This is a genomic window from Streptomyces sp. YIM 130001 (genome assembly GCF_003574445.1).
Taxonomy (GTDB): Bacteria; Actinomycetota; Actinomycetes; order Streptomycetales; family Streptomycetaceae; genus Streptomyces.
Window position 1 is genome coordinate 62,554 of record NZ_KZ984569.1, and the last position, 23,221, is coordinate 85,774.

19 protein-coding genes are annotated in these 23,221 nt (G+C 69.6%); 8 read left to right on the forward strand and 11 right to left on the reverse strand.

From position 1 onward, the window contains the following. Positions 1–56: 56 nt before the first annotated feature. A complete protein-coding gene (locus DSC45_RS30895) occupies positions 57–1,541 on the reverse strand; it encodes a diaminobutyrate--2-oxoglutarate transaminase family protein (RefSeq protein WP_240434945.1) in 1,485 nt (494 codons plus the stop codon). A 283-nt stretch (positions 1,542–1,824) separates the two neighbouring features. On the opposite strand from DSC45_RS30895, the gene DSC45_RS30900 reads away from it, so the two are divergent. Beyond that, entirely contained in the window at positions 1,825–3,048 is a 1,224-nt protein-coding gene (locus tag DSC45_RS30900; protein ID WP_119295306.1) for a trypsin-like serine peptidase, read from the forward strand. A gap of 355 nt (positions 3,049–3,403) precedes the next feature. Continuing rightward, on the forward strand, positions 3,404–4,645 hold the full coding sequence (locus DSC45_RS30905) for a trypsin-like serine peptidase (RefSeq protein WP_240434946.1): 1,242 nt from the start codon (positions 3,404–3,406) through the stop codon (positions 4,643–4,645). 106 nt (positions 4,646–4,751) lie between these two features. Here the strand turns inward: DSC45_RS30905 and hflX are convergent, their stop codons facing one another. The 6 genes from hflX to miaA form a co-directional block, all read right to left on the reverse strand. Further along, positions 4,752–6,251, reverse strand: a complete 1,500-nt coding sequence (gene hflX / locus DSC45_RS30910; RefSeq protein ID WP_119295307.1) for a GTPase HflX — start codon at positions 6,249–6,251, stop codon at positions 4,752–4,754. A gap of 262 nt (positions 6,252–6,513) precedes the next feature. Continuing rightward, positions 6,514–7,992, reverse strand: coding sequence for a M1 family metallopeptidase (locus tag DSC45_RS30915; RefSeq protein ID WP_119295308.1), 1,479 nt, complete (start codon positions 7,990–7,992; stop codon positions 6,514–6,516). A gap of 98 nt (positions 7,993–8,090) precedes the next feature. Next, positions 8,091–10,379: a RelA/SpoT family protein gene (locus DSC45_RS30920; RefSeq protein ID WP_240434947.1), complete on the reverse strand. Its 2,289-nt coding sequence runs from the start codon at positions 10,377–10,379 to the stop codon at positions 8,091–8,093. Positions 10,380–10,438: 59 nt separating this feature from the next. Further along, complete coding sequence (gene dapF, locus DSC45_RS30925; RefSeq protein ID WP_119295310.1) at positions 10,439–11,323, reverse strand: diaminopimelate epimerase; 885 nt, start codon at positions 11,321–11,323, stop codon at positions 10,439–10,441. Positions 11,324–11,387: 64 nt separating this feature from the next. After that, positions 11,388–11,873, reverse strand: a complete 486-nt coding sequence (locus DSC45_RS30930; RefSeq protein ID WP_205571476.1) for a hypothetical protein — start codon at positions 11,871–11,873, stop codon at positions 11,388–11,390. 106 nt (positions 11,874–11,979) lie between these two features. After that, the gene (miaA, locus tag DSC45_RS30935; protein ID WP_119295312.1) at positions 11,980–12,918 is read right to left on the reverse strand and encodes a tRNA (adenosine(37)-N6)-dimethylallyltransferase MiaA; all 939 of its coding nucleotides are present in this window, start codon (positions 12,916–12,918) and stop codon (positions 11,980–11,982) included. Positions 12,919–13,376: 458 nt separating this feature from the next. Here miaA and DSC45_RS30940 point away from each other — a divergent pair, with 458 nt between their 5' ends. Continuing rightward, positions 13,377–13,673 carry an antitoxin gene (locus DSC45_RS30940; RefSeq protein WP_119295313.1) on the forward strand — a complete coding sequence of 99 codons (297 nt, stop codon included), beginning with the start codon at positions 13,377–13,379 and terminating at the stop codon, positions 13,671–13,673. Positions 13,674–13,760: 87 nt separating this feature from the next. On the opposite strand, the gene DSC45_RS30945 is transcribed toward DSC45_RS30940, so the two are convergent. Further along, positions 13,761–14,507, reverse strand: a complete 747-nt coding sequence (locus tag DSC45_RS30945) for a class III extradiol dioxygenase subunit B-like domain-containing protein (protein WP_119295314.1) — start codon at positions 14,505–14,507, stop codon at positions 13,761–13,763. Positions 14,508–14,602: 95 nt separating this feature from the next. Beyond that, on the reverse strand, positions 14,603–16,120 hold the full coding sequence (miaB, locus tag DSC45_RS30950) for a tRNA (N6-isopentenyl adenosine(37)-C2)-methylthiotransferase MiaB (protein WP_119295315.1): 1,518 nt from the start codon (positions 16,118–16,120) through the stop codon (positions 14,603–14,605). A 122-nt stretch (positions 16,121–16,242) separates the two neighbouring features. Between miaB and DSC45_RS30955 the strand changes: the two genes are divergently transcribed. After that, positions 16,243–17,238 carry a TAXI family TRAP transporter solute-binding subunit gene (locus DSC45_RS30955; RefSeq protein ID WP_119295316.1) on the forward strand — a complete coding sequence of 332 codons (996 nt, stop codon included), beginning with the start codon at positions 16,243–16,245 and terminating at the stop codon, positions 17,236–17,238. A gap of 31 nt (positions 17,239–17,269) precedes the next feature. Here DSC45_RS30955 and DSC45_RS30960 read toward each other — a convergent pair whose 3' ends face one another. Together DSC45_RS30960 and DSC45_RS30965 are read right to left on the reverse strand one after the other, a co-directional pair. Beyond that, complete coding sequence (locus tag DSC45_RS30960) at positions 17,270–18,673, reverse strand: sensor histidine kinase (protein WP_119295317.1); 1,404 nt, start codon at positions 18,671–18,673, stop codon at positions 17,270–17,272. A gap of 14 nt (positions 18,674–18,687) precedes the next feature. Beyond that, positions 18,688–19,374: a response regulator transcription factor gene (locus tag DSC45_RS30965; protein ID WP_119295318.1), complete on the reverse strand. Its 687-nt coding sequence runs from the start codon at positions 19,372–19,374 to the stop codon at positions 18,688–18,690. A gap of 284 nt (positions 19,375–19,658) precedes the next feature. Here DSC45_RS30965 and DSC45_RS30970 point away from each other — a divergent pair, with 284 nt between their 5' ends. The 4 genes from DSC45_RS30970 to DSC45_RS30985 all read left to right on the forward strand — a co-directional run bounded on the left by DSC45_RS30970 (position 19,659) and on the right by DSC45_RS30985 (position 23,083). Continuing rightward, on the forward strand, positions 19,659–20,435 hold the full coding sequence (locus DSC45_RS30970; RefSeq protein ID WP_119295319.1) for an amino acid ABC transporter ATP-binding protein: 777 nt from the start codon (positions 19,659–19,661) through the stop codon (positions 20,433–20,435). A gap of 46 nt (positions 20,436–20,481) precedes the next feature. Then, positions 20,482–21,402: a glutamate ABC transporter substrate-binding protein gene (locus DSC45_RS30975; protein ID WP_119295355.1), complete on the forward strand. Its 921-nt coding sequence runs from the start codon at positions 20,482–20,484 to the stop codon at positions 21,400–21,402. Between the two features lie 128 nt (positions 21,403–21,530). Then, complete coding sequence (locus DSC45_RS30980; RefSeq protein ID WP_119295320.1) at positions 21,531–22,178, forward strand: amino acid ABC transporter permease; 648 nt, start codon at positions 21,531–21,533, stop codon at positions 22,176–22,178. Continuing rightward, positions 22,175–23,083 carry an amino acid ABC transporter permease gene (locus DSC45_RS30985; protein WP_119295321.1) on the forward strand — a complete coding sequence of 303 codons (909 nt, stop codon included), beginning with the start codon at positions 22,175–22,177 and terminating at the stop codon, positions 23,081–23,083. The genes DSC45_RS30980 and DSC45_RS30985 overlap by 4 nt, the downstream gene beginning before the upstream one ends. The last annotated feature ends 138 nt before the right edge of the window (positions 23,084–23,221 follow it).

Sequence of the window (23,221 nt, forward strand, 5' to 3'; positions counted from 1 at the left end):
GTCGTGGTCCGGCCGCGGTGCACCTACGCTCCAGGGACACCTCACGATCACACCGTTCACCGGCGGGGCGAGGACGCGGACACGGACACCGCCAGGGCGTCGGCGAAGCGGTCGAGGACGGCGGAAGCCTGTTCGTCGGTCAGCGTCAGCGGCGGGAGCAGGCGTACGACGCTGGAGTTTCGGCCGCCCAGCTCCACGATCAAACCGCGGCGCAGACACTCCCGTTGCACTGTGGCAGCCAACTCGGGTGCCGCTGGGGCGGGTTCGCCTCGCACCTGACCCGCGCCTCGTTGCACTGCCGACCACGAAGTCGGGGTCGTGAGGTCACCCACCGGCCTCGTGACGTCGTCGGGCCCCATCGCCGGGTCCACGGGGACGGCACCAGGACCGACTGCTGGCTCTGCTTCCGGATCGACCAGTTCGATGCCGATCATCAGTCCTCGACCACGGACCTCGCCGATACAGGGGTACTCCGCGGCGAGTGCACGGAGCTGGCGGAGCATCCGGGCACCGAGGACCTCTGCCCGCTCGGCGAGCCCGTTGGCGGTGACGTAGGCCAGAGTGGCGGCACCTGCGGCCATGGCCAGCTGGTTGCCGCGGAAGGTGCCGGCATGCGCGCCGGGCGGCCAGGTATCGAGCTCCTCGCGGTAGACGACGACCGCCAGCGGCAGGCTGCCTCCGATCGCCTTGGAGAGGACCATCACGTCGGGCACGACGCCGCTGTGCTCGACGGCCCAGAAGGCGCCGGTGCGGCCGACGCCGGTCTGCACCTCGTCGACGATCAGCGGGATGCCGCGAGATGCAGTGATCTCTCGCATCCGGCGCAGCCAGGCATCGGGAGCCGGGTGTACGCCGCCCTCCCCCTGCACCGGTTCCACGATCATGCCCGCGGGCCGGTGCACTCCGGATTTGGCGTCGTCGAGGATCGACTCGGTCCAGCGTGCGGAGAGTTCGGCCCCTTGCGGCCCGCCGACTCCGAACGGGCAGCGGTAGTCCTGCGGGAACGGCAGCCGGGTGACCGTTACGTCCTCGGCCCCGCCGGAAGCGGCGAGGGCGTCGGCTGTCATGCCGTGATAGGCGCCCGTGAAGGCGAGTGTCCCGCGCTGTCCGGTGGCCCTTCGGACCAGCTTGAGCGCCGCCTCCACCGCGTCGGTGCCGGCCGGACCGCAGAACTGGATACGGGCACGGTCCGCGAGGCCACGCGGCAGCGTCTCGAAGAGGGCGGTGGTGAAGTCGTCCTTCACCGGCGTGGCCAGGTCCAGCACGTGCAGCGGCGCCCCCGAGTCCAGCACCTTCCGAATGGCCTCGAGGACGACGGGGTGGTTGTGACCGAGCGCGAGCGTGCCGGCGCCGGAGAGGCAGTCGAGATACCGCTTGCCGTCTGCGCCCTCGATGGTCAGTCCGCGCGCACGCACGGGCACGATCGGCAAGGTCCTCGCATACGTCCGGGCCGAGGACTCCCGAAGCGACTGCCGTCGCAGGATCGCTTCCGGACCGTACGAGGGCGGGGCGGCTGGCGCCGCGGGCGTCGGATCGATCACGGCCACGACTGTTGGTCCTCCCGCTGTGCTCCGGCGAGTTGGACGCCTGGCGTCCCCGAGTCAGGGGGTCTGAACGCACACCGCGTGTCCCCCATACGTACCAACGACGCAAACTGCGGAGGATCACGGGTCGACGGAAGATCCTTGCCGTGACGGAACCGTTGCGGAGCCGTGGGCCGTCCCCAACGGCACCGGCATAGTGTGTGGGTGCTCGAACGGGCACCTGCCGGTGCGGCCGAACGAGCACGTTTGCCAATGAATCCACACAGGGGGAGATCTCGACATGCCAGCGATACGTCCACGCCTCAGCCTGCACCGCGGGAAGGGGGCGAGGCGCGGCACCTCCCCCGTGACGGCGGCGCTCGCCCTGTGTGCCGCACTCGCCCTGACCGCCACCGCCTGCGGACCCGAGGACGACAACGCCAGCGACAAGGCGGCGTCCGCGTCCAAGACCCCGGCGGATGACGACCAGCTCAAGATCCCCGGCGACATCAAGGACCGCTTGAAGGACCGCGGGATCGATCTGGACAAGTGGAAGGACGGGGCGTGGAAGGACTGGAGCAAGGACGATTGGCTCCGAGAGGCCGAGGACTACGTCAACCCGATCATCGAGGACCTCTGGGACTCGGACCGGATGAGGGATGCGGACAAGCGCCCCGACAAGCCCGTCGACAATGACATTTCGGGCGATGAGGGCGTAACCGACCCGACACCCGAGCCCGTCGACGCCGAGCCCGTGAAGACCCCGTACCACTCGAGTGCCGCCGAGGCGGGCAAGCTGTTCTTCGACGGCCCCGACGGCTCGATGGTCTGCTCCGCGACGGTGGTGAAGGACCCGGCCAACCCCGGCAAGTCCAACATGGTGTGGACGGCAGGCCACTGCGTGCACGCCGGCAAGAGCGGCGGCTGGTACCGCAACCTGGCCTTCGTGCCCTCGTACAACAACGACGGGAAGTCGGTCGAGGAGCTGCAGGGCGCGTCCGAGGAAGAGATCACCCCGTACGGAATCTGGTGGACCGACTGGGCGCAGACGTCGCAGCAGTGGATCGAGCAGGGTGGTGCGACCGGCGGCGAGGGCGCACCGTACGACTACGCGGTCATGCACGTGACCCCGGAGAAGGGCGGCAGCGGCAAGTCCCTGGAGGAGACGGTCGGTTCGGCGCTCCCGGTGGACTTCAACGCACCCGCGGTTCCCGAGATCGAGAGCATGACGGCCACCGGCTACCCGGCGGCGCCTCCGTTCGACGGACAGCTCGCGCACTCCTGCGCCGACAAGCCCGGCCGACTCTCGCTGGGCAAGGAGCAGCCCACCATGCACCGCATCGGTTGCACCATGACCGGCGGTTCGTCCGGCGGCGGCTGGGTCGCCGAGGGGCAGGACGGGAAGCCCGCACTGGTCTCGAACACGTCCATCGGTCCGGTGCAGACGGGCTGGCTGGCCGGTCCCCGGCTCGGCCCGGGCGCCAAGAAGATCTACTCGGCCGTCAGCGACAAGTACGCCAAGTAGCGGGCCGCGGTGGGCATCAGGCCCATCGCTCGGTTGAACTACCGGCCCGACGCGGCTTCTTGCGGTGACTCCCTTTCCCGGGCGACCGCAAGAAGCCGCCCCGGCAGCCGGTCGCGGGGCCGGGGTGAAATCTTCACGGACCCACCGTCAGGTGTCCGCACCGAACACGGCATAGTGGCACCTGATTTCCGGTCGGCAACTCACAAGCGCCTTCCGAATGACACGCGCATGACACCCGCCTGCGTGTGTCTCCCGGCGGCACCACCGCACGCCGGACACCCAATGACACGAGCCACGGTGAGCAGTACGCACCGGGGCCGCACCAACGAACGATCCACCGGGGGTTCACCGCATCATGCGATCCATACGTCCCGCACGCACCGTCTCCGGGACACGTTCCCGTAGAGACGGCGCGCGCCGTTCCGGCCTCGCAGCGGCGGGTGCCGCACTCACACTCGCGATAACGGCGACGGCCTGCAGCTCCGGCGACGACAAGTCCGACAACGCCGCCGACGCCAAGCCCAGCCAGTCCCAGGCCGCGGACAAGGACCAAGGCAAGGACACGCCTGAGATTCCCGCCGACATCGCCGACCGCCTCAAGAAGCGCGGCATCGACGTCGACAAGTGGAAGGACGGTGACTGGAAGAACTGGGACAAGGAATCCTGGCTGCGCGAGGCCAAGGACTTCGTCAACCCGGTCATCGACGGCCTCTGGAAGCCCGACCGGATGCAGAAGGCCAAGGACCCGGCCAAGACCGTCGCCACGAAGGACGCCGCCGGCGACCGGGGCACCAGCGATCCGGTTCCGGACCCCGTCACCGCCCAGCAGGAGAAGACGCCGTACCACCAGAACGCCGCCCCGGTCGGCAAGGTCTTCTTCGACACCCCCGAGGGATCGGCAGTCTGCTCCGGCACCGTCGTGAAGGACAAGCGCAACCCCGGCAAGTCCAACCTGGTGTGGACGGCGGGCCACTGCGTACACGCCGGACAGCAGGGCGGATGGTTCCGGAACATCGCCTTCGTCCCGTCGTACAACGACCTCGGCAAGTCGCCCACGGAGCTCGAAGGTGCGACCCAGCAGGAGGTCGCCCCGTACGGCACCTACTGGGCGGACTGGGCGTCGACCTCGGGTGAGTGGATCGACGGCGGCGCCGCGGCAGGCATCCCGGGGGCTCCGAACGACTACGCCGTACTGCACGTGAAGCCGGAGAACGGCAGCAAGTCCCTCGAGGAGACAGTCGGCAACGCGCTGCCCGTCGACTTCTCCGCGCCCTCCGCGACCGAAGTCAGCTCGATGGGCGCATGGGGATACCCGGCCGCTCCGCCGTACAACGGCGTGACGATGCACAAGTGCATCGACCGCCCGTCCCGTCTCTCGCAGGGCCCGCAGAAGCCGACGATGTACCGCATCGGCTGCTCGATGACCGGCGGTTCGTCCGGCGGTGGCTGGTTCCGACAGGTGGCCAAGGGCAAGCTCGCCCTGGTCTCCAACACCTCCATCGGCCCGAAGACTTCCGGCTGGCTGGCAGGTCCCCAGTTGGGCCAGGGCGCCGAGCAGCTCTACGACTCGATGAGCAAGAAGTACGGCAGCCAGTAACTGTCCAGGGGCCGCCGGTTCGCCGGCGGCCCCTCCCTCATCGACGCACGAAGGCCCCTCCCGCAGCTGCTGCGGGAGGGGCCTTCGTATTCACTACATGCGAACCTCAGTGACCCGCGGGGACGAACTTGGCGAGCTCCGCCGCCAGTTCCTCGTGTACCCGCGCCTTGAGCACGGTGCCCTCCGCGATGTGCTCCTCGGAGATCACCTCACCCTCGGCGTACGTACGCGACATCAGCGCGCCTTCTGTGTAGGGCACCAGCACCTCGATCTCGATCTGGGGCCGAGGCAATTGATCGTCGATCAGAGCCAGCAGCTCGTCGATGCCCTCGCCCGTACGGGCGGAGACGACGATCGCGTGCCGCTCGGCCCGCAGCAGCCGCTGGATGACCAACGGGTCGGCCGCGTCCGCCTTGTTGATCACGACGATCTCCGGGACGTCGGACGCGCCGACGTCACGGAACACCTCGCGGACCGCGGCCAACTGCTCCTCCGGAACCGGATGCGATCCGTCCACCACGTGCAGGACGAGGTCGGAGTCGCCGACCTCCTCCATGGTGGAGCGGAACGCCTCGACCAGGTGGTGCGGCAGATGCCGGACGAAACCGACGGTGTCCGCCAGCGTGTACAGCCGCCCGCTGGGTGTCTCGGCCCGGCGCACGGTCGGGTCGAGGGTGGCGAACAGGGCGTTCTCCACCAGGACGCCCGCGCCCGTGAGGCGGTTGAGCAGCGAGGACTTGCCCGCGTTGGTGTAACCGGCGATGGCGACCGAAGGCACCTTGTTACGACGGCGCTCCTGGCGCTTGATCTCGCGGCCGGTCTTCATGTCCGCGATCTCCCGGCGCATCTTCGCCATCTTCTCGCGGATACGCCGACGGTCCGTCTCGATCTTGGTCTCACCGGGACCACGGGTGGCCATCCCGCCGCCACCGCCGCCACCCATCTGCCGGGAGAGCGACTGACCCCAGCCGCGCAGCCTCGGCAGCATGTACTGCATCTGCGCGAGCGCGACCTGGGCCTTGCCCTCACGGGACTTGGCGTGCTGGGCGAAGATGTCGAGGATCAGAGCGGTGCGGTCGACCACCTTGACCTTGACGACATCCTCGAGATGGATGAGCTGCCCCGGGCTGAGTTCACCGTCACAGATGACCGTGTCCGCGCCCGTCTCGAGCACGATGTCGCGCAGCTCCTGGGCCTTGCCGGAACCGATGTACGTGGCCGGATCCGGCTTGTCACGGCGCTGGACGACTCCGTCGAGCACCATGGCCCCGGCCGTCTCGGCGAGCGCGGCCAGCTCCGCGAGGGAGTTGTCCGCGTCGTGCACGGTGCCGCTCGTCCACACACCGACGAGGACCACACGCTCCAGGCGGAGCTGGCGGTACTCGACCTCGGTGACGTCCTCGAGCTCGGTGGACAGACCGGCCACGCGGCGCAGCGCCGCCCGCTCCGTGCGGTCGAGCTGGTCGCCGTCCCGCGCCCCGTCGATCTCGTGGCTCCAGGCGACGTCCTCTTCCATCAGGGCATCGGCCCGAAGTCCCTCGGCAGGGTTCGGCGCGGGGTTCTGCACGTTCTGTGCGTCCTGGGAAGGGGATGAAGAGGAGGTCATTGGATCCTTACGGTCGGAGGGTGAGGTACGGCTCCGGGAAGCGGACTGCCAGACTGCCCGGAATCGCTGCGTGCGGGACGACGTGGCAGTCCCGGCACACTCGGTGATTTCAACGTCCCGGGCCGTCCGAAGATTCCCCTGGGCGTTCCGTCGCAGCGACCACTCGATGGTCGCACGGTACGCCCCGTCTCGTCACCCGGGTTTTCCGGCGTACGACGCGCACGCACGGGATTCACCCGCGCAGCACTCGCACGCGCAGGATTCACGCGGCGCCACCGCCGGACCGGGCAGCGTCGTCCGCCGGCTCGGCCGACCGCCAGTCCGCGTGCCCGGGCATGGGAGGCGTCTTCGCCCCGTACAGCCAGCCCTGGAAGAAGCCCGAGAGGTCACGGCCGGTGATCGACGAAGCGAGCCGCGTGAAGTCGGCGGTGGTGGCGTTGCCGTCCGCGTACCGCTGCACCCAGGCGCGCTCGAGACGGTCGAAGGCGCCGGCGCCGATCTCCTGGCGCAGCGCGTAGAGCACGAGAGCGCTGCCGTCGTAGACGATCGGACGGAAGAGGCTGAGCTTCTTGCCGGGCGCCGCCGGCTCGGGGGCTGCCGGGGGCCCGCCCGAGGCACGCCAGCCGTCGGAGTCGCGGTACGCCTCCTTCATCCGCTCCTCGAGGGAATGACCGGCGCGCTCCTCGGCGAACAGGGCTTCGTACCAGGAGGCGTGTCCCTCGTTCAGCCACAGGTCGGACCAGCTGCGAGGGCTGACACTGTTCCCGAACCACTGGTGGGCGAGTTCGTGGACCATGACCGACTCGACGTACCACTGCGGCACCCCCTTCGTCGTGAAGAGGTCGCGTTCGAAGAGGGACAACGTCTGCGTCTCCAGGGCGAATCCCGTACGCGCCCCCGCGATCAGCACGCCGTACGTCTCGAACGGGTAGCGCCCGACCTTGGACTCCATCCAGGCGACGTGGTCCGGGGTCTTCTTGAGCAACGGCTCGACCTTCTCGCGGTCAGCCGTCGGTACGACGTCCCTGAGGGGCAGCCCGTTCGGCCCCTCCCGGTGCACGACCGTCGATTTCCCGATCGACACCTGGGCCAGTTCGGTCGCCATGGGGTGGGCGGTCCGGTACGTCCACGTCGTGCCACGGTCCGTGGTGCGCTTCCCGGTGGGCAGGCCGTTGGCCACCGCGGTGGTGCCCTTGGGCGTGGTGATGCGGAAGGTGAACAGAGCCTTGTCCGCCGGGTGATCGTTGGAGGGGAAGACCCGGTGCGCGGCGTCCGCCTGGTTCGCCATGGCGAGTCCGTCACCGGTGCGGATCCAGCCGCCGTTGTCCTGGTTTCCGCCGGGGTCGCTGGTGTGCCGCACGGTGAGACTGATCGGCAGGCCCCTGCGCACCGGACGCGCGGGCGTGACGACGAGATCCTCGCCCTTCTCCGCGAACGTCGCGGGCTCACCGCCGACCAGCACGGAACTGACTTTGCCGTGCGTGTGGTCGAGGTTGATGTGCCGCAGGTCTGCGGTGGCCAGGGCGTCGATCTTGGTGACGGCGTTCAGCGGCCGGCTGTTGTCGCCGCTGTAGTCGAAGGCGATGTCGTACGACGTGACGTCGTACCCGGGGTTGCCGAGATGAGGGAAGAGCGGGTCGCCGATGCCGAGCGGCCCGGGAGCGGGCGCGCCTGCGGCGACCAGCGCGGTGGAGGCGGCGACCAGGAGAACGGCCCTGATGCGGGGCGAGAGCAACATGATCCACGGCTATCAGTGCCACGCGCCCCCTGATCGACGGCGCGCTTCCGGCCCACCCGAACGAGGGGCCGTATGCCGCCCACGGCGACGTCCGACGAGTGCTAGGGGGCTGCCGCCGCCGGATGCTGGGCCCGGCTCACGTCGTACACGCCGGCCACCTTGCGCATGGCGCGCATGAGGGTGGGGAGCCGTGCGGCGTCCGGGAGTTGGAGCGAATAGGTGTGCCGGACGCGGCCCTCGGCGGGCGGCTCGACGGTGGCCGAGACGATCGCGACGCCCTCGATGGCGATGGCCTCGGTCAGATCGGCGAGCAGATGCGGCCGCCCGAACGATTCGGCAGTGAGAGTCACCCGACACTCTGCGTCCCTGACCCATCGCACACCGATCGGTTCGCGCCCTGCATCGGTCATCCGCCCGACGGCGGAACACTCCGCGCGGTGCACGGTCACGGCGCCGCCCCGCACCGCGAAGCCGAGGACGGGGTCGGGCGGTACGGGCGTACAACAGCCCGCGATCCGTACGGTCGCACCGGGGCGGTCGACCACCACGTTCTCGACCTGCGGACGGGCGCCCGCCACCGTGAGCTGCGGCCGGGGAGCGGCGTCCGGGGCCTGACGGTCGTCTGGATGCGCCGTGAGCCAGCGCCGGATGGCGATCCGGGCCGCAGGCGTCCGGGCGTGGTCGAGCCAGTCGGGGGAGGGTCCGGACGTGGTCTCGAGCGGGGCGAGCAGGACATGCACGGTGTCGCCGTCCCGCAGGACGGTGCTCAGGGTCACGAGCCGGCCGTTCACCCGGGCGCCGATGCAGGCGTGGGCGTCCTCGCCGTACTGCGCATAGGCCGCGTCCACGCAACTGGCGCCCGCCGGGAGCCCGAGCGTGCCGCCGTCGGTCCGGTAGACGGTGATCTCCCGGTCCTGGGCCAACTCCTCGCGCAGGGACCGCCAGAAGGTGTCGGGGTCGGGAGTCGCCTGCTGCCAGTCCAGGAGACGGGACAGCCAGCCGGGTCGGGTGGGGTCGGTGCGTTCGCCCTCACCGCGGATCCAGTCACCGTCCGCGGCGTCCTGGCTCTCCTCGCCGCCCGAAGTGTATGGATTGCCGAGCGCGACCACGCCCGCCTCGGCGACCTTGTGCATCTGGTGGGTACGGATGAGGACTTCGGCCACTTCGCCGTCCGGCCGTGCGACGGCCGTGTGCAGTGACTGGTAGAGGTTGAACTTGGGCGCGGCGATGAAGTCCTTGAACTCCGAGACCACCGGAGTGAAGCAGGTGTGCAGTTCACCGAGCGTGGCATAACAGTCGGCGTCCTCGCCGACCAGCACCAGGATCCGGCCGAAGTCCGCGCCGCGCAGCTCACCGCGCTTGATGCTGACCCGGTGGACGGAGACGAAGTGCCGTGGCCGGACCAGGACTTCGGCGGAGATTCCGGCTTCACGCAGCACGGTGCGGAAGGCATCGACGGTCTCACCGAGCGAGTCGGGCCGGGCTGCGTTCTCCGCGAGGAGGGTGCGAGTCCGCCGGTACTCCTCGGGATGCAGGATGGCGAAGACGAGGTCCTCGAGCTCGGTCTTGAGGGCCTGGACGCCGAGGCGTTCGGCGAGCGGGATGAGGACGTCGCGGGTGACCTTGGCGATACGGGCCTGCTTCTCGGGGCGCATCACGCCGAGAGTGCGCATGTTGTGCAGGCGGTCGGCGAGCTTGATGGACATGACCCGCACGTCGTTGCCCGTCGCGACAAGCATTTTGCGGAACGTCTCCGGTTCGGCTGCCGCGCCGTAGTCGACCTTCTCGAGCTTCGTCACACCGTCCACGAGGTAGCAGACCTCGTCGCCGAACTCGGCGCGCACCTGGTCGAGGGTGACATCGGTGTCCTCGACCGTGTCGTGCAGCAGTGAGGCGGTCAACGTGGTGGTCTCCGCGCCCAGTTCGGCGAGGATCAGGGTCACGGCGAGGGGGTGCGTGATGTACGGCTCGCCGCTCTTGCGCATCTGCCCCCGGTGGGAGGACTCGGCCAGCACATAGGCGCGGCGCAGCGGGTCGAGGGGCGCGTCGGGATAGTGCGCGCGGTGGGCCTCGACGACGTGTCCGATCGCGTCGGGCAGGCGGCCCCGTGAGGCACCGCCGAGCAATGCGGCGCGGCCCAGCCTGCGCAGATCGATGCGGGGGCGACCGCGCCTGCGCGCGGGGGCCTGGCTGGCCGGGGCGTGCGGAGCCGGGTCTCCGGCGTCCTGGGAAGAGTCGACGGTGCCCCCCGCCACGGTGCTCCCCGTGTCCGGGGCGCTGTGCGTCGCGTCCTGCGCTTCTGGACTCATGGGCACCTCCGGCGTCGACCGGCGGTGGGGCGGGCGGCGGCTTCCCCCGTCCGCGCCGGTGCTTGATGCTACCGAGCCCATCACGCGGGGTTCACCTGCTCTCGCCGGGAGTGAAGCGGATCACCCATTCGAGCGAAGCTTCATGGGAGTACGGTTTCGAACCAGTCGAGGGCGATCTCGCCCTCGGCGACGATCACGGCAGGACCGGTCATGTCGACCGTGCCGTCCGGATGCTCCGTGATCACCAGACGTCCGCCGGGGAGATCCACGGTGTACGAGACGGGGACTCCGGTTCGGGCCGGGTCGGCGCCGTCGCGGCGGGCCGTCGCCACGGCCACGGCGCAGGCTCCCGTACCGCAGGAGCGGGTCTCGCCGGAACCGCGCTCATGCACGCGCATGGCGACATGGCGCTCACCGCGGGCCGCGACGAACTCGATGTTCACGCCGTCCGGATAGACATCTTCCGGGCTGAAGGGCGGCTGGCGGAACAGGTCGCCGGCGTGCGCGAGATCGTCGACGAAGGCGACCGCGTGCGGGTTGCCCATGTTCACGTTGTACGCGGGCCAGCTGCGGCCGTCGACGGTCACCGTGGCCTGCTCCTCGAAGAGGCGGGCACGGCCCATCGAGACGGTGATGTCGCCGTCCGCGCCCTCCTCGTCCTTGGCCAGGTGAACGCGCTTGACGCCACCGCGGGTGGCGACGGCCAGGTCGCCCGCCTCCACGTGCCCGGTGCGCTGGAGGTAGCGGGCGAAGACCCGTACGCCGTTCCCGCACATCTCGGCGATCGAGCCGTCCGCGTTGCGGTAGTCCATGAACCATTCGGCTTCGGCGGCCATGTCCGCAGCCTCCGGATGCGCCGCGGCCCGCACGACGTGCAGCAGCCCGTCACCACCGATCCCGGCCCTGCGGTCGCACAGGGCGGCCACGGTGGCGGGGGCGAGGTCCAGGGCGTTGTCCGGGTCGGGGACGATCACGAAGTCGTTCTCGGTGCCGTGCCCCTTGAGGAAGCCGATCCGCGTGCTCATCCCTCGATCGTACGGGTTGAGGGTGACAACGCGGCGAGGCCCCGAACGCGGCGGCCGACGGGGGTCAGCGCAGCCGGTCGACGCGCCAGACCGCGAGCACCGCGACGGCCAGCACCACGACGGTGTACACGGCGATGACCCGCCAGTCGGGGCGGCGGCCCGATCCCTGTACGGGAAGACCGGGCCAGGCCAGGCCGACCCGGCGGGCGGCCATCACACCCCACCCGGCGGAGCAGCAGCTGAGCAGGATCCCGAGCATGGCCACGACCGCGCCGCCGTCACCGAACTCGAAGGCGAGCGGGAAGGCGAACATCAGGGAGCCGATGGCCGCGAGTGCGACGATCGGTGCGATCTGCCAGATCCGCAGGCGCCGCTGGGGGCGCAGCTCGACTTCGACCTCGGAGACATCGGAGTCCGACGTGGGCTCGTCCTCATCGGGACCGGGCTCCGCCGATCCGTCCGGAACGGCCTCGTCCGGTGTCGTCCCGGGACCGTCGGCACTGAGCCGTTCCGATTCCCCGTGTGCGGTGTTGCGAGGGCCGGCCTCCATCGCCACGCGCCCTCCCAACTAGGACTCCACTGTCGATCGCAGCTCGATGATGGCACGCACCCACGAGCCCGGATGACCGCAGAAGCGTCCCGATGCCATCACGTGATCAGGCTGTAACCGCTCGTTCGACCAACGTCAGGGCGCGGTCCGGGAGTTCCCCCCGGTCGGCGGCCGCACCGCTGAGCCAGTGCACGCGTGGATCACGCCGGAACCAGGTGTCCTGGCGACGGGCGAAACGCTTGGTCGCCCGCACGGTCTCGGCGCGGGCGGCGGCCTCCTCGCACTCCCCCGCGAGGGCCGAGAGCACCTGCTGGTAGCCGAGCGCACGTGAGGCCGTACGCCCTTCGCGCAGGCCGCGCGCCTCGAGGGCGCGCACCTCGTCGACAAGCCCGTCGTCCCACATGCGGTCCACCCGGTCCGCGATGCGGGCGTCCAGCTCGGGGCGGGCCACGTCGACACCGATCTGCACGGTGTCGTAGACCGATTCGTGGCCGGGCAGATTGGCCGTGAACGGGCGGCCGGTGATCTCGATGACCTCGAGGGCGCGGACGATACGGCGACCGTTGCTCGGCAGGATCGCGCGCCCCGCCTCCGGGTCGGCGGCGGCCAGGCGGGCGTGCAGGGCCCCCGGTCCGCGCAGTGCGAGTTCGCCCTCGAGCGCCGCGCGCACCTCGGGGTCGGTGCCGGGGAACTCGAGGTTGTCGACCGCGCCCCGGACGTAGAGGCCGGAACCGCCGACGAGTACCGGCCAGCGCCCCTCGGCGAGGAGCCGGTCGATGTGGGTCCGGGCGAGCCGCTGATACTCGGCGACGCTGGCCGCCTCGGTGACGTCCCAGATGTCGAGCAGCTGGTGCGGGACACCGTCGCGTTCCTCGGGGGTCAGTTTGGCGGTGCCGATGTCCATTCCGCGGTAGAGCTGCATCGAGTCGGCATTGACCACCTCGCCGCCGAGCCGCTGGGCGAGGAAGACGCCGAGATCGGACTTTCCGGCCGCGGTGGGTCCGACGACGGCGATGACCCGCGGAGCGGGGGCTGCGGTACTCACCGCTCCAGTCTCGCAAACGGCGAGATCCACTCACTACGGGCGGGGCGACAGTGCGCGACGCCGCACGGCCGGGATCGTTGCCTGTTGCGTGGTTCCGGCCGGGGGCGGGGTTGGGGCTGCCGGGCGATGCGGGGCGGGACGCTCCGGGCGGAGCGCATTTCCGCTCGCACGAGTAACGTATGGAGCAGTTATGGGTGTTTTCGCATGGTTTACACGGAAGTCCGCGAACGCCGACGCCACGTCGGTCCCCGAGCACGGCAGCGCCGGTGACTGCGGGTGGGACGAAGCAGGGCGGGGCCGGGTGAGTTCCGGGCGCCCGCTCCGGGGCGGCCGCACGGCACCGCTTCCGGCAGCATCGATGTTCCGAGCTCCGCGGCAGCAGGCGGTCGAAGCCGCGGCCGGCAACGAGACCGGCGACAATATCCACAGGTAATCCGGCCATGAGGAAGGTGCCACCGATGGGGCTGTTGGATTCACTGAAGGCCAAGCTCGGCCCGGCCAAGGACAAGGCCTCCGGCCTGGCGAAGGAGCACGGGGACAAGATCGACCAGGGTCTGGACAAGGCAGCCAGGACGGTCGACCAGAAGACCAAGGGCAAGTACAGCAACCACATCCGTACGGGCACGGAGAAGGCCAAGGGCGCGGTCGACCGCCTTGGATCCCAGGACGGCTCACCGGGCGCGGACACGAAGGACACCGGCGGCTACAGCCCGGTCCGCCCCACCGACGACGGACCCACGCCGCCTCAGCACTGAGCCGGTCCTGAGGCCGTTCGTCGTGACGGTCGCGGGAGTTCACCCCGCGACCGTCACCGGTGCGCCCGACCTGCGATCTGCTGTGACCTAGCTCCAGGTCGCGACCAGGTACCCCACTCCGTAGGGCGCGGCGTCGTACAGCAGCTCGCCGTGCAGGTCCGCGCCGTCCGCTGCTCCGGCCAGCACCTGCCACGGCGCCCTGCCGACCGCCTGCAGGTCGGCTGCCAGCTCCGTGTCGAGGTCCGCCAGGGCCGGGGTGTCGGCCGTACGCAAGGCCTCTGCGACCGTGGCGTCGAAGCCTGCTGCGCGCTCGTCGTAGTACCCCGGGGCCTTGAGGGTGCGGCAGGCGCTTGCGTCGCCGAGCGTCAGGAGGGCGACCCTGGGCGCGGCCTCCGCGATTCTGCGTCCCGTCTCTATACACCGCTCGGCGGCGAGAGGTTCCCCCACGCCGAGACCCTCCAGCGGGGCGGCAGCCCAACCGGCCTGTGCGAGCAGCCACGCGCCCACCGCGAGTGAGGCCGGCAGCTCGCGCTGCTGCCCACCCGCACCGAGGACCTGTGACTCCTCGCCGCCGTGCGTGCCGGGGCTGCCCAGTCGCACCTCGAGGCCCACGCCGAAACCGCGGAACGATCCGGGGCTGCCCTGGGCGTACGGCCCCCGCGCGCGTTGTTCCGCGGGACCGGTCACGACCAGGCGGTCGGGCCGGGAGGCGGCGAGTACAGCGATCGCGTCGGAGCAGGCCGCGCGCAGTTCGTCCAGCTCTGGGGCGGCTCCGACGGCGACTTCGGGCACGAGCAGCGGCGGGCAGGGACAGACGGCGGCAGAGACGAGCATGATCGGCAGCGTAACGCGCGCGTGGTGCCCGGCAACCGTTCCCTCGGACCGGCCCGGGGACGGCCACGGTCAGGGACCGCCTCGCGCCTCGTCGTTCAGTCGCAGCCGCATCCGCCGGTCGCCGCGGGCACCGGATCCGGTACGCCCACCGTCGGCAGTCCGAGCAGGACACCGGTCTGCTGCGGTGCGGGCGCGGCGTTCCGCTTCTCCCAGGCGTCCCCCGCGCGCGTGCGCCGCACGTCCAGGGTCGGGCCCTGGGCGAGCAGGTGGTGGGGCGCGGCGTAGGTGATCTCCACGGTCACCACGTCGCCGGGACGCACCTCCTGGTCGGGTTTGCTGAAGTGCACCAGGCGGTTGTCGGGGGCGCGTCCGGACAGCCGTCGGGTGGCGTCGTCCTTGCGGCCCTCGCCCTCGGCGACCATCAGATCGAGGGTGCGCCCGACCTGCTTCTTGTTCTCCTCCCAGGAGATCTCGTCCTGGAGAGCGACGAGGCGCTCGTAGCGCCGCTGCACGACCTCCTTGGGGATCTGGCCGTCCATGTCCGCCGCGGGCGTCCCGGGACGCTTGGAGTACTGGAAGGTGAACGCCTGCGAGAAGCGGGCCTCGCGGACGACGTGCATCGTCTGCTCGAAGTCGTCCTCGGTCTCACCGGGGAAACCCACGATGATGTCGGTGGTGATCGCGGCGTGCGGGATCGCGGCCCGCACCTTCTCGATGATCCCAAGGTACCGCTCCTGTCGGTACGAGCGGCGCATCGCCTTGAGCACGGTGTCCGAACCGGACTGCAACGGCATGTGCAGCTGCGGCATGACGTTCGGCGTCTCGGCCATCGCGGCGATGACGTCGTCGGTGAAATCGCGCGGGTGCGGCGAGGTGAAGCGCACCCGCTCCAGACCGTCGATCGTGCCGCAGGCGCGCAACAGCTTGCTGAAGGCCTCGCGGTCGCCCATGTCGGAGCCGTAGGCGTTGACGTTCTGGCCGAGCAGGGTGATCTCCGAGACGCCCTCGGCGACCAGCGCCTCGACCTCGGCGAGGATCTCGCCGGGCCTGCGGTCCTTCTCCTTGCCCCGCAGCGCGGGGACGATGCAGAACGTGCAGGTGTTGTTGCAGCCGACCGAGACGGACACCCAGGCCGCGTACGCGCTCTCCCTGCGGGTCGGCAGGGTCGACGGGAACGCCTCGAGCGATTCCGCGATCTCGACCTGCGCCTCCTCCTGCACCCGCGCGCGCTCGAGGAGTACGGGCAGCTTGCCGATGTTGTGCGTGCCGAAGACGACGTCGACCCAGGGAGCCCGCTTGACGATCGAGTCGCGGTCCTTCTGTGCGAGGCAGCCGCCTACGGCGATCTGCATCCCGGGACGGGCGGTCTTCATCGGGGCGAGCCGGCCGAGGTTGCCGTAGAGGCGGTTGTCGGCGTTCTCCCGGACGGCGCAGGTGTTGAAGACGACGACGTCGACCTCGCCCTCCGCCGCGCCCTTCGGGGCGCGCACATAACCGGCCTCCTCCAGGAGGCCGGACAACCGCTCGGAGTCGTGGACGTTCATCTGGCACCCGTAGGTGCGGATCTCATAACTGCGAGTGCCCACTGCCTGGCTCCGGTCGCTGCTGCTCATGCGACAAGGGTAGGCCGTACGTGGGACAGCCCTGTCCCGCCCTCCACGCGCGCGTGGAGGGCGGTTGCCGCTGTGATCCCGGGCATGGCCATCGGCGTCGGTCACCTGGCAGGATCACGCGCATGTCCCCCGCCGTACTCCCCCGCACGGGCCGCCGTCGCGCCGCCGTAGGCACCACCGCGTGCCTGGTCGTGGCGGGGCTGCTGCTGTGGTGGCTGCTGCCGGCGGACAGCGCGGAACCCAGCGGACGCGTCACGTTCAGCACCGGCGTCGACGCCGGGGTCTACGAGAAGTACGGAAAGCTGCTGCAGCGGGCGGCCTCCCGCGATCTGCCCGACCTCGACATTGACCTGGAGACCAGCGACGGCTCGCAGGAGAACGTGGCACGAGTCGCGCAGGGCCGCGCGGACTTCACCATCGCGGCCGCGGACGCGGTGGAGCAGTACCAGCTGGAGGGCTATCCCGGCGGCGACCGGCTGCGCGGCTGCGCCCGCCTGTACGACGACTACATCCAGCTGGTCGTGCCGCAGGGTTCGGACATCAAGGAGGCCGCGGACCTGCGCGGCAAGCGAGTGGCCGTCGGCCAGGACCGCTCCGGGGTACGCCTGGTCGCCGACCGGGTGCTGAAGGCGGCCGGCCTCGACCTGGACAAGGACCTCGAGGCCGTGGCGAGCGGCATCGACGAGGCACCCGAGCATCTGTCCAAGGGCGACGTCGACGCGTTCTTCTGGTCGGGCGGGCTGCCCACGAGCAGCGTGCGCGAGTTGTCCGAGCGCGACGACGTCCGCCTGGTGCCCCTCGGGTCACTCGTCACGGAACTGCACAAGCAGGGCGGGGCGTCGCGCTACTACCGCGCCGCCGTGATGCCGGCGGACGCCTACCCGCGCGCGCAGAACAGCGCTGTGCCCACGCTCGCGGTAGCCAACCTCCTGGTCACCACCGTCGGTCAGGACTCGGCCGTCACCCAGGGCCTGACCCGCACGGTCATCGACAACCGGGATCACATCGGTTCCAAGGTGCACGCGGCTCAGCTGGTCGATCTGCGGACCGCGATCTACACGGACCCGCTGGCGCTGCACACGGGTGCTCGGGACTACTACCGGTCCGTGAAGCCGTAGGCCCTGCCGACGAGTTCGAGGACCTCGCGCCTCAGCCCGTGGGAGCCATCCGCGGCAGTGTGACCGTCACCTTGAGCCCGTGCGGCGCGTGATGGCCGTACTCGACCCGTCCGCCGCCCGCCGCGAGCAACGCGCGCGTGATGGACAGGCCCAGACCGGAGCCCTTGACGTTCTGGTGGCGGCCACTGCGCCAGAACCGGTCGCCGATCCGCACCAGTTCGTCGTCCGTGAGTCCCGGACCGCGGTCGGCCACCACGATGGTGGCCGAGTCCCCGTCGGAGCCGACGGAGACGGTCACCGCCTCGCCCCGTGGCGTGAACTTGAGGGCGTTGTCGATCACCGCGTCGAGCGCACTGGAGACAGCCACCCCGTCCGCCCAGGCAGTCGCGGCGGCCCGGCCGTCGAAGGAGAGGCCGACCCCTCGGTCGTCGGCGAGCGGCCGCCAGGCGTCCACCCGCTCGGCCGCGAGCTCCCCGATGTCCGTCAGACCGAGATCGGCCGGTGCGTGTTCGGCGAGCGCCAGGTCGAGCAGGTCGTCGAGGACCTGGGCCAGCCGTTTGCCCTCGGTGCGCACCGAGGCGATCTCCTCGTTGCCCTCCGGCAGTTCGAGCCCGAGCAGCTCGATCCGCAGCAGCAGCGCCGACAGCGGATTCCGCAGTTGGTGGGAGGCGTCGGCGACAAAGGCACGCTGTTGTTCGAGGACGTCCTCGACGTTGTCGGCCATCTCGTTGAACGAACCGGCGAGACGCTGCAGTTCGGGCGGGCCGCCGGCCGCGGCCACCCGGGACTTGAGCCGGCCGGTGGCGATGTCGTGGGTCGTGGCGTCGAGCACCCGCACCGGACGCAGCACCCAGCCGGTGAGCCGGAGCGCGGCCCCGATGGCGACCAGCATGGCCACCGCCTCACCCGCCCCGATGAGCAGCCAGCCGCGCAGGATCGCCGAACGCATGTCGCCGGTCGGTGACTCGGTGAGCACCACGGCGACCACGTCGCCGTCCCTGATGACCGGAGAGGCCACGTACAGCCGCTTGCGCTCCCAGGGCCAGACCTGCGGGGGATCGTGGCTCCTGCGGCTGTACAGCGCCTCCTCGAAGGCGCCACGGCCCTCGCCGGACTCCGGCACCCGCCAGTGCGGGGCGCGGGTCATGGACTCGCCGTTGCGGTAGAACACCCCCGCTCTGATGCCGTACACGCGGTTGTAGCGCACCAGTTCCTGTTCGAGGGTCACCTGGCGCTCGTCCCTGCGGGTGCTTTCGGAGGCGTCGTCGTGGGTGACGTACTGGGCGAGGCCTGCGAAGCGGGCGGTGTCGTCGATGCGGTCGACCACGACCTGCTGTTGGTGCCCGTTGGCCAGGCTCACCGCCAAGGGCACTCCGAGGGCGAGCAGAACACCGGCCATCAGGACGATGAGCAGCGGGAGCAGTCGGGTACGCACGAACGGGACCCGCGCTACGCGGGAGCGACGAGCCGATAGCCGACGCCCCGCACCGTTTCGATCAGTGCGGGCATCCGGAGCTTGGAACGCAGCGAGGCGACGTGCACCTCGAGAGTGCGGCCGGTCCCCTCCCAACTCGTGCGCCACACCTCGCTGATGATCTGTTCGCGCCGGAAGACCACGCCGGGGCGCTGGGCGAGCAGCGCGAGCAGGTCGAACTCCTTGCGGGTCAGCTGCACGGCGTCGCCGGAGACGGTGACCTGGCGGGTGGGCAGTTCGATCCGGACCGCTCCGAGCAGTAGGGCCTCGTCCGGCGCGGCGGCCGCGTCGTCGGGTGCGGTGCGGCGGCTCACGGCGTGGATGCGGGCGAGGAGTTCCCCGGTGTCGTACGGCTTCACGACGTAGTCGTCGGCACCGAGGTTGAGGCCGTGGATGCGGCTGCGGACGTCGGCACGCGCGGTGACCATGATCACCGGCGTGGAGGTGAGGCGACGGATCTTGCCGCACACCTCGTAGCCGTCCAGATCGGGCAGGCCAAGGTCGAGGAGGACGACTCCGAAGGGCTCGCGTTCGGTGGGCAGCAGGGCGCGAAGGGCGTCCTCGCCGTTGCGTGCGTGCGTCACCTCGAAACCGTGCCGTGCCAGCACGGCGGAGAGGGCTGCGGCGACATGGTCGTCGTCCTCGACCAGCAGCAGTCTCATCCCTCCCCCTTTCCGATTCGGCCACTGTCCGGACACCGGGTGGCTACGCGCGCGTGCAGGAATGCACCAAGGCATCCACTCCGATGAGTCACCACGACGTCAAGAGCGTTCTGGTCACGGGCAGGTTCCGTTACGCACCCGGTACGCGCGCGGGGCGTCCCCTTCACGCGGTGTGTCCGGTTGCGGCCGGATCGTTATGCTCAATTTCCCCTCAGATGTAATGACGCTGGTCGCACCGCGTTATTACTGTCCTCCCAACCGAGGAGGATGGAGCAAGTACCCCCATGGCCGAAGTATCGGTGACCAAGGACGCCGCACCCGCGGCCGACGAACTGGTCGCGCTTAGGAACGTCAACAAGCACTTCGGCGCGTTGCACGTGCTCCAGGACATCGACCTGACCATCGACCGCGGCGAGGTCGTCGTCGTCATCGGGCCGTCCGGTTCGGGCAAGTCCACGCTGTGCCGCGCCATCAACCGCCTGGAGACCGTCGAATCCGGCACGATCACCATCGACGGCAAGCCGCTGCCCCAGGAGGGCAAGGAGCTGGCGCGACTGCGGGCCGACGTCGGCATGGTCTTCCAGTCCTTCAACCTCTTCGCGCACAAGACGGTGCTCGAGAACGTGACGCTGGGCCAGGTCAAGGTCCGCAAGACGGAGAAGAAGGCGGCCGAGGAGCAGGCACGCAAGCTGCTCGACCGCGTCGGCGTCGGCACACAGGCCGACAAGTACCCGGCGCAGCTGTCGGGTGGCCAGCAGCAACGCGTGGCGATCGCACGGGCGTTGGCGATGGACCCGAAGATCATGCTCTTCGACGAGCCGACGTCCGCCCTCGACCCCGAGATGATCAACGAGGTCCTCGAGGTCATGCAGCAGCTCGCCAGGGACGGCATGACGATGGTCGTCGTCACGCACGAGATGGGCTTCGCGCGTTCGGCGGCCAACCGGGTCGTGTTCATGGCCGACGGCCGCATCGTCGAAGAGGCCACGCCCGACCAGTTCTTCAGCCACCCGCGCAGCGACCGGGCCAAGGACTTCCTGTCGAAGATCCTGCACCACTGACGCCCACGCGTCTCCCGTCACCTGTCCGAAACGAAGGATGTTCACCATGAAGCTCCGTAAGTCCGCCGCCGTCGCGGCGACGATCGCGGCCCTCGCCCTCACCGCCACGGCCTGTGGCGGCGACTCCGGTACCGCGGGCGACAAGCCCGAGGGCGGCACCGGCGGCAAGGACCAGCCGAAGCTGCCGACGTACACGGTCGCCAAGGACGTGGACGTCGACTCGCCGGCCCTGAAGAAGGCCCAGAAGTCCGGGAAGATCGTCTTCGGTGCCAAGAACGACCAGCCGTACCTCGGCTTCGAGGACACCGACGGCAAGCGTTCCGGCTTCGACATCGAGATCGCCAAGATGGTCGCGGCCGACCTCGGGTTCAAGCCGAGCCAGATCGAGTTCAAGACCGTCGACTCCGGTGTGCGCGAGACGACCATCTCCAAGGGCGAGGTCGATCTGTACGTGGGCACGTACACGATCAACGACGAGCGCAAGAAGCAGGTCGGCTTCGCGGGCCCGTACTTCATGGCGGGCGCCGACCTCCTGGTCCGCAAGGGCGAGAAGGGCATCAAGGGCCCCGAGACCGTGAAGGGCAAGAAGGTCTGCTCGATCGTCGGCTCGACGCCGCTGCAGGAGATCAAGAAGTCCAAGTACGGCGCCGAGACGGTCGAGTTGTCCAAGTACTCGGAGTGCGTCCAGCAGCTCCTGAACAACGAGGTCGACGCCGTCACCACCGACGACGCGATCCTTCAGGGCTACGCCGCCCAGCGTCAGGAGAAGCTCGAGGTCGTCGGCAAGCCCTTCACCGAGGAGCCCTACGGCGTCGGCATGAAGAAGAACGACAAGGCGCTGCGTGACGCGGTCTCCGACGCTCTGGAGAACCACCAGAAGAACGGCGACTACAAGAAGGCGTACGAGGCCACCCTGGGCCTGTCCGGCTCGAAGCCGCAGGACCCGCCGGCCCTCGAGCGCTACTGACCCACAGTCCGGTACGCCTCTTCTGATCAACCGGCAGTGAGCTGCAGTGGCCCCGCACGCGTGCTCCACGCGCGCGTGCGGGGCGCGGCAACCCCTGCCCGTCCGCTGCCGCCCACGAGGACATCCCCGTGAATGTATTGCTCGACCATCTCCCGGAGTTCCGCGAGGGGTTCATAGGCACCGTCCTGCTGACCCTGGCCAGCGGTCTCCTCGCGATGGTGCTCGGCGTGATCGTCGCCGGTTTTCGGGTCTCCCCCGTACCCCCGCTGCGGTTCCTCGGGACCGCCTGGGTCACGCTCTTCCGCAACACGCCCCTGACACTGCTGTTCCTGATCGCCTGGTTCGTCGTGCCGGTGATCTTCTGGCCCGGGCTCAGTCCATGGACCAAGGCGCTTCTCGCGCTCGGGTTCTACACCTCGGCGTTCGTCTGCGAAGCGGTCCGGTCCGGCATCAGCACGGTGCCGCTGGGGCAGGCCGAGGCCGCCCGTTCGATCGGCATGACCTTCATCCAGACGCTGCGCATGATCGTCCTGCCGCAGGCGACACGGACCGTGATCGCCCCGCTGAGCTCGATCTTCATCGCTCTCACCAAGAACTCCGCCATCGCGGGCGCGTTCAGTGTGACCGAGCTCTTCGGCGTCCAGAAGCTCCTGAGTGACAAGGGCTTCGCGATCGTCCCGATCTTCCTGTTCGTGGCGATCGCGTACCTGATCGTCACCTTTACCATCAGCGGTCTTTTCCGGCTGCTCGAGCGGCGCATGGGGGTCGCACGATGAGTTCGAGCGTCCTGTACGACGCACCGGGGCCCAAGGCCCGGGTGCGCAACATCGTTTACACGGTTCTGGGATCGGCCCTGGTCCTGGGGCTCGTCGCCTTCTCGATCTATCGCCTCGACGAGAAGGGCGTGCTCGAGCCCGAAGTCTGGAACATCTTCAACAACGCCGGGGTGCGGAACAGCATTCGCGACGGAGTGCTCAACACACTCAAGGTGTTCGCCCTTTCCGGGGTCCTTTCGCTCGTGTTCGGCATGCTGCTCGCCGTGGCGAGGCTCTCCGAGCACAAGTGGGTCAGTTGGCTCGCCACGGGGTTCATCGAACTCTTCCGGGCCGTCCCGCTGCTGATCACCATCTATGCACTGTGGGTGCTCTTCCTCAGCTACAAGGACGACCTGGGTGTGATCGGCCAGAACTCGGCGTTCTGGGCCCTGGTGATCGGTCTTTCCGTGTACAACGGCTGTGTTCAGGCGGAGGCGCTGCGCGCCGGCGTCAACGCCGTACCCCGCGGACAGGTCGAAGCGGCCTACGCGCTGGGGCTGCGCAAGACCCAGGTCATGACCATGCTGCTGCTTCCGCAGGCCATCCGATCGATGCTGCCGACGGTCATCAGCCAGCTGGTCGTCACACTCAAGGACTCGTCGCTCGGGTACATCGTGTTGTACGCGGAACTGCTGTACGAGACCCGCCAAATGGCGAACAAGATCATCGTCAACGGTGAGAGCCCGATCACGGCTGTGGTCATCGTGGCGGGCGCCATCTACATCGCGCTGTGCCTCGCTCTGTCGTTCGTGGCGACCTGGATCGAGAAGCGCGGCCGTCGTAAGAAGACCGGCATCGCAGTGGCATCAGCCGTATCGGCGGCGGACTCAGCACCTGTCAACCCCACCGAGGGCGGGACCAAGTAGCGTCCACGACGCCGGCCGGGGCAAGGGCCAAAGGGCAAGTCCGGCAGTTGACGCTCGGCATGTGTCAACTCATCGACGGTGGGTGGATCACGAACAATCCACCCACCGTCCGGTTGCCCCGGGGCTCTAGGCATCACC

Excerpts from the sequence above, each read along its gene's own strand:
- DSC45_RS30900 (WP_119295306.1), top strand. The coding sequence starts at position 1,825 with ATGCCAGCGATACGTCCACGCCTCAGCCTGCACCGCGGGAAGGGGGCG.
- DSC45_RS30905 (WP_240434946.1), top strand. The coding sequence starts at position 3,404 with ATGCGATCCATACGTCCCGCACGCACCGTCTCCGGGACACGTTCCCGT.
- hflX (WP_119295307.1), bottom strand. The coding sequence starts at position 6,251 with ATGACCTCCTCTTCATCCCCTTCCCAGGACGCACAGAACGTGCAGAAC.
- DSC45_RS30920 (WP_240434947.1), bottom strand. The coding sequence starts at position 10,379 with ATGGGCTCGGTAGCATCAAGCACCGGCGCGGACGGGGGAAGCCGCCGC.
- dapF (WP_119295310.1), bottom strand. The coding sequence starts at position 11,323 with ATGAGCACGCGGATCGGCTTCCTCAAGGGGCACGGCACCGAGAACGAC.
- DSC45_RS30930 (WP_205571476.1), bottom strand. The coding sequence starts at position 11,873 with ATGGAGGCCGGCCCTCGCAACACCGCACACGGGGAATCGGAACGGCTC.
- DSC45_RS30940 (WP_119295313.1), top strand. The coding sequence starts at position 13,377 with ATGGGGCTGTTGGATTCACTGAAGGCCAAGCTCGGCCCGGCCAAGGAC.
- DSC45_RS30945 (WP_119295314.1), bottom strand. The coding sequence starts at position 14,507 with ATGCTCGTCTCTGCCGCCGTCTGTCCCTGCCCGCCGCTGCTCGTGCCC.
- miaB (WP_119295315.1), bottom strand. The coding sequence starts at position 16,120 with ATGAGCAGCAGCGACCGGAGCCAGGCAGTGGGCACTCGCAGTTATGAG.
- DSC45_RS30955 (WP_119295316.1), top strand. The coding sequence starts at position 16,243 with ATGTCCCCCGCCGTACTCCCCCGCACGGGCCGCCGTCGCGCCGCCGTA.
- DSC45_RS30965 (WP_119295318.1), bottom strand. The coding sequence starts at position 19,374 with ATGAGACTGCTGCTGGTCGAGGACGACGACCATGTCGCCGCAGCCCTC.
- DSC45_RS30970 (WP_119295319.1), top strand. The coding sequence starts at position 19,659 with ATGGCCGAAGTATCGGTGACCAAGGACGCCGCACCCGCGGCCGACGAA.
- DSC45_RS30975 (WP_119295355.1), top strand. The coding sequence starts at position 20,482 with ATGAAGCTCCGTAAGTCCGCCGCCGTCGCGGCGACGATCGCGGCCCTC.
- DSC45_RS30985 (WP_119295321.1), top strand. The coding sequence starts at position 22,175 with ATGAGTTCGAGCGTCCTGTACGACGCACCGGGGCCCAAGGCCCGGGTG.